General features: G+C 72.0%; 7 protein-coding genes. 5 read left to right on the top strand and 2 right to left on the bottom strand.

Features of this window, described 5'->3' with window-relative positions; genetic code table 11:
- Nucleotides 1-625 precede the first annotated feature (625 nt).
- Together rplJ and rplL are read left to right on the top strand one after the other, a co-directional pair.
- Entirely contained in the window at nt 626-1,150 is a 525-nt protein-coding gene (gene rplJ, locus N2041_RS10835; protein ID WP_297678600.1) for a 50S ribosomal protein L10, read from the top strand.
- Nucleotides 1,151-1,195: 45 nt separating this feature from the next.
- Complete coding sequence (gene rplL, locus N2041_RS10830) at nt 1,196-1,594, top strand: 50S ribosomal protein L7/L12 (protein WP_270057368.1); 399 nt, start codon at nt 1,196-1,198, stop codon at nt 1,592-1,594.
- A gap of 93 nt (nt 1,595-1,687) precedes the next feature.
- Here rplL and N2041_RS10825 read toward each other — a convergent pair whose 3' ends face one another.
- Both N2041_RS10825 and N2041_RS10820 read right to left on the bottom strand, forming a co-directional pair.
- Entirely contained in the window at nt 1,688-3,406 is a 1,719-nt protein-coding gene (locus tag N2041_RS10825; RefSeq protein ID WP_297678599.1) for a cation:proton antiporter, read from the bottom strand.
- Nucleotides 3,407-3,461: 55 nt separating this feature from the next.
- Nucleotides 3,462-4,502: a zinc-binding dehydrogenase gene (locus N2041_RS10820; RefSeq protein ID WP_297678598.1), complete on the bottom strand. Its 1,041-nt coding sequence runs from the start codon at nt 4,500-4,502 to the stop codon at nt 3,462-3,464.
- Nucleotides 4,503-4,597: 95 nt separating this feature from the next.
- Here N2041_RS10820 and rdgB point away from each other — a divergent pair, with 95 nt between their 5' ends.
- Genes rdgB through lipA form a run of 3 tightly spaced genes read left to right on the top strand, consistent with a single transcriptional unit; the run spans nt 4,598 to nt 6,700 of the window.
- Nucleotides 4,598-5,221, top strand: a complete 624-nt coding sequence (gene rdgB / locus N2041_RS10815) for an RdgB/HAM1 family non-canonical purine NTP pyrophosphatase (RefSeq protein WP_297678597.1) — start codon at nt 4,598-4,600, stop codon at nt 5,219-5,221.
- The gene (locus tag N2041_RS10810) at nt 5,218-5,727 is read left to right on the top strand and encodes a hypothetical protein (RefSeq protein WP_297678596.1); all 510 of its coding nucleotides are present in this window, start codon (nt 5,218-5,220) and stop codon (nt 5,725-5,727) included. Before rdgB ends, N2041_RS10810 begins: the two co-directional genes overlap by 4 nt.
- Nucleotides 5,728-5,773: 46 nt before the next feature.
- Nucleotides 5,774-6,700, top strand: a complete 927-nt coding sequence (lipA, locus tag N2041_RS10805; RefSeq protein ID WP_297678595.1) for a lipoyl synthase — start codon at nt 5,774-5,776, stop codon at nt 6,698-6,700.

Below are 6,700 nucleotides of genomic sequence, written 5' to 3'. Positions count from 1 at the left end.
GAGTTGGGAGGCGGGAGGAGGGAGGAGGGAGGCGGGAACCGGGAGGCGGGAGGCGGGAGGCGGGAACCAGGGAGAGGATGACCTCCGACCGTAGTCGCGGGGCTCCGTCCCCGCGGGGCGCCATGCGCCCAACGGATGTCCCGGGAAGCGGGACCCGGGGGACGGGAACCGGGGGAGGGAGCGGATGCGAACGTCGGGGTGGGCCTCCCGGCCCTCCGCGGGGACGGAGCCCCGCGGCTACGGGGTGCGGAGCCGGGCGTGGGGAGACGCGGCCGGGAGAGCCTTCTCCCTTCTCCCTTCTCCCTTCTCCCTTCTCCCTTCTCCCGCTTCCCGGTTCCCTGTTCCCGGGTTTGTCCGTTGGGCGGGATGCCGATAGGGTATGGGGGACAGTCGAAGAGCCTGAGACCGCAGGTCCCGATGCGACGCGTCCCCGGGCCGGGGGCGTGGGGAGAATGCCGAAAGGCGCCTGCCGAGGCAGTGGTGAACCCGGCGCCGGGCCGCGCGTGCCTGGCGGGCCGGGGTGTGGACCCTGCCGCGGCGGCAGGGTTTTTTGGTTCCTGCGCGTCTGCGGGCTGAGCCCATGGCGGGCGCCGCGCCCGCCGCCAGCTGAACGAAGGAGGAGGGTATGCCGACTCCACGGAAGGTCGAGATGCTCGCCGAGGTGAAGGACCGCATGGCGCGGGCCTCCATCGCGGTGAGCGCCGACTATCGTGGGCTGACGGTCGCGCAAATCACCGAACTGCGCCGGGCGCTCCGGCCGACGGGCGCGGAAGTGAAAGTCGTGAAGAACACGCTTGCGGCGATGGCGGCGAAGGAAGCCGGCCGGGCCGAGATGGCGGAGATCGTGAAGGGGCCGACGGCGCTGGTCTTCGGCTTCGACGACCCGATCGGGCCGGTGAAGGCGCTCACGGAGCACCTGCGCAGCAAGCGCCTGAACATCGAGGTGCATGGGGGCTGGCTCGAGGGCCGGGTGCTCAGCCGGGCCGAAGTCGAGAGCCTCGCGACCATGCCGCCGAAGGAGCAGCTCATCGCCGACGTGGTGAGCAAGCTGCAGTCGCCGCTGTACCAGTTCTCCGGGCTGCTGCAGTCGACCATCCGGAACTTCGCCGGGCTCATCGATGCCCGGGCCAACCAGCTGGAATCGGCCTGAGGCCGCCAGCGACCACCGCACGAAAGGAATCACGAGGAGAGAACGATGGCTTCGAAAGTCGAAGAAGTGCTGGAAATCATCAAGGGGATGACGATCCTCGAGCTGCGCGACCTGAACAAGGCGATCGAGGAGGAGTTCGGGATCACGGCGGCGGCGCCGATGGTCGTCGCGGCCGGCGCGGCCCCGGCGGCCGGCGGCGCGGCCCCGGCGGCGGCTGCCGAGGAGGAGAAGACCGAGTTCAACGTCATCCTGAAGAGCTTCGGCGACAACAAGATCAACGTCATCAAGGCGATCCGCGAGGTCATCAGCGGCCTCGGCCTGAAGGAGGCGAAGGACCTCGTCGAGGCCGCGCCGACGAAGGTGAAGGAAGGCATCGGCAAGGAAGAGGCGGAGCAGATCAAGGCGAAGCTGACCGAAGCCGGCGCCGTCGTCGAAATCGAATAACGCCCCGCCGCGAGGCAGGACGCACGCCAGCGGGCCCGGTCGCGCGACCGGGCCCGTTTCCGTGTTCCCCGTCCTCGCCCGCCGGGGGCGGCGTCAGATGGGGTGGTCGTGGGCTTCGGCCTGGTAGTGGATATCGCGGACGGCGTTGCTGAGGTGGAGCGCCTCCTGCGGGTCGAAGCCGAGGACGCAGAGGGCCTGGCGCATGATTTCGAGCCCGCCTTCGTACTCGGGGACGATGACTTCGTTGGCGCCGAGCTCGCGCAGGGGGCGGATTTCGCCGCCGGTGCGGGCGCGGACGAGGATAGGCACGGCCGGGTTGAGGGCGCGGGCGGTGGCCGTGGCGACGAAGGCGGTGCTCTCATCGGGGACGGTGATGCAGACGGCGCGGGCGTGCTCGATGGCGCAGCGCTCGAGCACTTCGCGGGTGCCGGCATCGCCCCAGATGGTCGGGATGCCGGCGGCGTTGAGGGCGCGGGCGCGCTCGAGGTTGACTTCGATGACGGCGAAGGGGATGCCGAGCTGGGCGAGGGCGTGGCCGGTCAGTTCGCCGACGCGGCCGTAGCCGATGATGACGACGTGGCCCGAGCGGGGCACCTCGGGCTCGGGGATCTCGCCCTGGCGGTCGACGAACCGCCAGACCGGCCCGAGCCGGCGGAGCACGCGCTCGATGGCGTCGAGCGTAGAGAAGGCGAAGGGGTTGATGACGATGGAGATGGCGGCGACGGCGAGGATGATGGCGTAGGTCTCATCGGTCATGAGGCCTTCGCGGAGGCCTTCGGACCCGACGATGAAGGTGAATTCGCCCAGCTGGGCGAGGCCCGCGCCGACGACGAGGGCGGTGCGGCCGGGGAAGGGGAAGACGGCGGCGACCACGAAGGCGATGGCGGCATTGACGAACAGGACCGCGCCGAGGACGGCGAGGAAGAGCGCTTTGTTCGCGCGGACGATGTCCGGGTCGAGGAGCATGCCGACCGAGACGAAGAAGAGAACGGCGAAGGCATCGCGCAGGGGGACGACGTCGGCCGCGACCTGGTGGGAGGTCTCGGTTTCGGAGACGGCGACGCCGGCGATGAAGGCGCCGAGGGCGATGGAGAGGCCGAAGGCAGCGGCGCTCGTGGCGATGCCGAGGGCGGCGGCGACGAAGGCGAGGACGAACAGCTCGCGCGAGCCGGTGCGGGCGACGAGCGAGAGGAGGTAGGGAAGGAGCCGGGCGCCGAAGACGAGCATGACGGCGACGAAGACGGCTGCCCGCCCAACGGCGAAGGCGACGTTCTGCCAGGCCGGGCCGTTGTCGTGGTGGCCGAGTGTCGGGAGGATGGCGAGCGCGACGACGGTGATGATGTCCTGCGCGATGAGCCAGCCGATGACGACGCGGGCGTGGATGGTGCCGAGGAGGCCGCGGTCTTCGAGGGTGCGGATGAGGATGATGGTCGACGCGATGCTGATGGCGAGGCCGAGGACGAGCGCTTCGCGCCAGGGGAGGCCGAACGCGAGGCCGATGCCGGTGCCGAAGGCGCTGGCCGCGATGACCTGGATGACGGCGCCGGGGATGGCGATGGTCCGCACGGCCATCAGGTCGCGCAGGTTGAAATGGAGGCCGACACCGAACATGAGGAAGATGACGCCGATGTTCGCGAGCTGGGCGATGGCGGCGGGGTCGGTGCGGTAGCCCGGTGTGACGGGGGAGATGATGAGCCCGGCGGCGAGGTAGCCGACGATGGGGGAGAGGCGGAGCGAGCGCGCGAGAAAGCCCCCGGCCGCGGCGAGGCCGAGGGCTATCGCGATCGCCGTGATGAGCGAGAAGTCCTCCACGTGGGGAGGTGTAGCCTAGCAGCCCGGCTGGCCGCGCGGCCAGCCCGGCGCGCCGTCAGCGGGAGGGAACGACGATGACCTTGCAGTCGCGCGGGTCGGCGAGGGCGGTGAAGGCGGCCGGCAGCTCATCGAGGCCGATGACCCGGGTGATCATCGGCGACGTGTCGACGGCCTTCTTGCCGAGCGCGTCGAGCGCCTCCGCGTACTCGGCCGGGGTGTAGCCGAGGACGAACTTGAGCGTGAGCTGCTTGTTGATGCCGACCATCGGCATGATGCGGTCTTCCTGCATGCAGACACCCACGACGATGACGCGGCCCATGCGGTCGACGAGGTCCATCGCCTGCTGGAGGGTGCCTTCGACGCCGATGCACTCGAAGACGACGGGCGGCGCCGGGCGGCCGGTAGCCTGCTGGATGGCCTCGAGGACGGGCGTTTCGCGGGGGTCGATGACGAGGTCGGCGCCGAGCTTGCGGGCGAGTTCGCGGCGCTCGGCGGAGAGTTCGGAGACGGTCACGTGCTGGACGCCGTCGTGCTTGAGCCAGAGGAGCGTCATGAGGCCGATGGGGCCGGCGCCCATGACGAGGGCGGTCTCGCCGGGCTGCATGCGGGCTTCGCGGACGGCGTGGAGGCCGACGGCGCACGGCTCGGTGGTGGCCGCCACCTCATCGGGCAGGCCGTCGGGCACGCGGAGGAGGAGGGGCGCGCTCATGAGGACGTATTCGCCGTAGGCGCCGGGAAACTTCGTGCTGTAGCCGATGGCAGCCATGCCGGTGGGCGAGGCGGGGTCGATCATGACGGGGATGGAGGTGACGCGGGTGCCGGGCTGCCAGGCCTCGGCGCCGGGGCCGGCCTGGACGACTTCGGCGATGAATTCGTGGCCCATGACCATGCCGGCGGTCTCCACCGATTCATCCCACTGGGTCGAGCCGGAGCGGCGGGCGGCCGCGATCATGTCGTCGAGGTACTTCGCGGCGTGGAGGTCGGAGCCGCAAATGCCGCAGGCGAGGACGCGGGCGAGAACCTGGCCGGGGCCGGGAGCGGGGACATCGACGGTTTCGACGGCGAGGGTCTTGCCGCGGAGCACCATGGCGCGCATGAACGTTTTGCCTCGTGCGAAGTTTCGCGCGCGGGAATGTACCACAGGAAGCGGCGCGATTGCCCGCCGGGCGGGACGTGGCCGACACTCTTCGGGTGGACTTCGAGCGCGCGCCGCGGCGCATCGTGCTGGCGACGAACAACCCGGGCAAGGTGCGGGAGTTCCGGCGGCTGATCGCGCCGGCGGGCTGGGAGGTGGTGACGCCCCGGGAGCTGGGCATCGCCTTCGAGGTGGAGGAGGACGGCGCGAGCTACGCCGAGAACGCCATCAAGAAGGCGCAGGCGTGCGCCGACGCGGCCGGCGGGCTCGCGCTCGCGGACGACTCCGGCATCGAGGTCGACGCACTCGGCGGCGCGCCGGGGATGTACTCGGCGCGCTTCGGGGGGCCGGGGGTCGACGATGCGGGGCGGACGGCCCTCCTGCTGGAGCGGCTGGCCGGGGTGCCGGCCGAGCGGCGCACGGCGCGCTACCGGGCGGTGGTGGCGCTCGCGTGGCCGCGCGCGGCGGGCCGGCCGCCGGTGACGTTCGAAGGCGTCGAAGAGGGCCGCATCGGGTTCGCGCCGCGCGGGGAGCGGGGGTTCGGCTACGACCCGGTGTTCGAACTGGAGGACGGGCGGACGCAGGCCGAGCTGACCGACGAGGAGAAGGACGCGATCAGCCACCGGGGGGTCGCGGTGCGGGCAGCGCTCGCGTGGCTGGCGCGGGAGGCGGGCGGGTGAGGCTGCGGGCGGCGGTCGCGGCCGTGCTGGCGGCGGTCGTGCTGGGCGGCTGCGGGACGCCGGACAGCAACTTCCCGGCGGAGACGGTCTGCCCCTCGCCGCAGGCGCTGCCGACGAGCCGGGCGGCGCCGGGCACGGCGGCGCCGCAGGCGTTCGTGGGACGCATCCGGGCCGGCGCCCGCGAGCTGGAGCAGGCACGCGAGCGGCTGCGGGAGAGCTACCCGAACGACACGTTCTACCGGCGGGAAACGTTCCGGCCGGATTTCGCGGCCTACGCCGACCGGACGCTCTGCCTCGCGCGGGAGCTGCGGGGGCTGCCGGCGCCGACGGAGCGGCTGGCCGCGTGGAAAGCCGGGGTCGATGCGGCGCTCGATGCGCTCATCGCACACACGTCAGCCGGCCGCGAGGCGGTGCGGACGCGGAACGTCTCGGAGTACCGGGAGTGGTACGCGGGGGTCGATGCGAAGATCGACGCGGTGGAGGCGGCGGCGAACGCGGCCCCGTGAGCGCGAGCGCGGAGGGGCGCTTGCGCCGCGTGCTACGCTCGAAGGGATGGACGGTGCAGGCCCCCGGCCGCCGTGGCTGAAGGTCCGCTTCCCGGCCTCGCCGCGCTTCGGCGAGCTGCTGACACTGATGCGCGACAGCGAGCTCCATACCGTCTGCGAGGAGGCGCGCTGCCCGAACATCGGCGAGTGCTGGGGCCGCGGCACGGCAACGTTCATGATCCTCGGCGATACCTGCACCCGCTCCTGCGGCTTCTGCGCGGTGAAGACGGGCCGGCCGGGGACGCTCGACACCGATGAGCCCCGGCGGGTGGCGCTCGCCATCCAGCGGATGGGCCTGCGGCACGCCGTCATCACGAGCGTGAACCGGGACGAGCTGCCGGACGGCGGCGCGCGGATGTTCGCGGAGACGATCCGCTGGGGCCGGCGGCTTTCGCCGGGGACGACGTTCGAAGTGCTCATCCCGGACTTCAAGGGCGACGATGACGCGCTGGCGGCGGTGATGGCGGCGCGGCCGGAGATCCTCAACCACAACACGGAGACGGTGCCCCGCCTCTACCGGCAGGTGCGGCCGCAGGCGGTCTACGAGCGGTCGCTGCGGCTGCTCCGGCGGGCGAAGGAGCTCGACCCCGGCGCGCTCACGAAGAGCGGGCTGATGGTGGGGCTGGGGGAGACGCGCGAGGAGCTGCTGGCGGTCTTCCGCGACCTCGCTGCCGCGGGGGTGGACATCCTGACAGTGGGGCAGTACCTGCGTCCGACGCCGGCCCACCTGCCGGTCGCGCGCTACTGGGAGCCCGCGGAGTTCGACGACCTCCGCGACGCCGCGCTGGCGATGGGGTTCCGGCACGTGGAGGCGGGGCCGCTGGTGCGGAGTTCGTACCACGCCGAGGAGCAGGCGGTGGCGGCGCGCAGCGATCGGATGGAAGCCGGTATGATTCCGCTCACCGTCCGCGGGGCGGCCCCGGCGGACGGATGA

This window comes from Tepidiforma sp. (assembly GCF_026419595.1).
GTDB lineage: Bacteria > Chloroflexota > Dehalococcoidia > Tepidiformales > Tepidiformaceae > Tepidiforma.
This window is presented reverse-complemented; position numbering and strand designations above follow the sequence as displayed.

Bases quoted from the DNA above. Each gene is read 5' to 3' on its own strand.
- N2041_RS10820 (WP_297678598.1), bottom strand. From the start codon at position 4,502: ATGCGCGCCATGGTGCTCCGCGGCAAGACCCTCGCCGTCGAAACCGTC.
- rplL (WP_270057368.1), top strand. From the start codon at position 1,196: ATGGCTTCGAAAGTCGAAGAAGTGCTGGAAATCATCAAGGGGATGACG.
- lipA (WP_297678595.1), top strand. From the start codon at position 5,774: ATGGACGGTGCAGGCCCCCGGCCGCCGTGGCTGAAGGTCCGCTTCCCG.
- rplJ (WP_297678600.1), top strand. From the start codon at position 626: ATGCCGACTCCACGGAAGGTCGAGATGCTCGCCGAGGTGAAGGACCGC.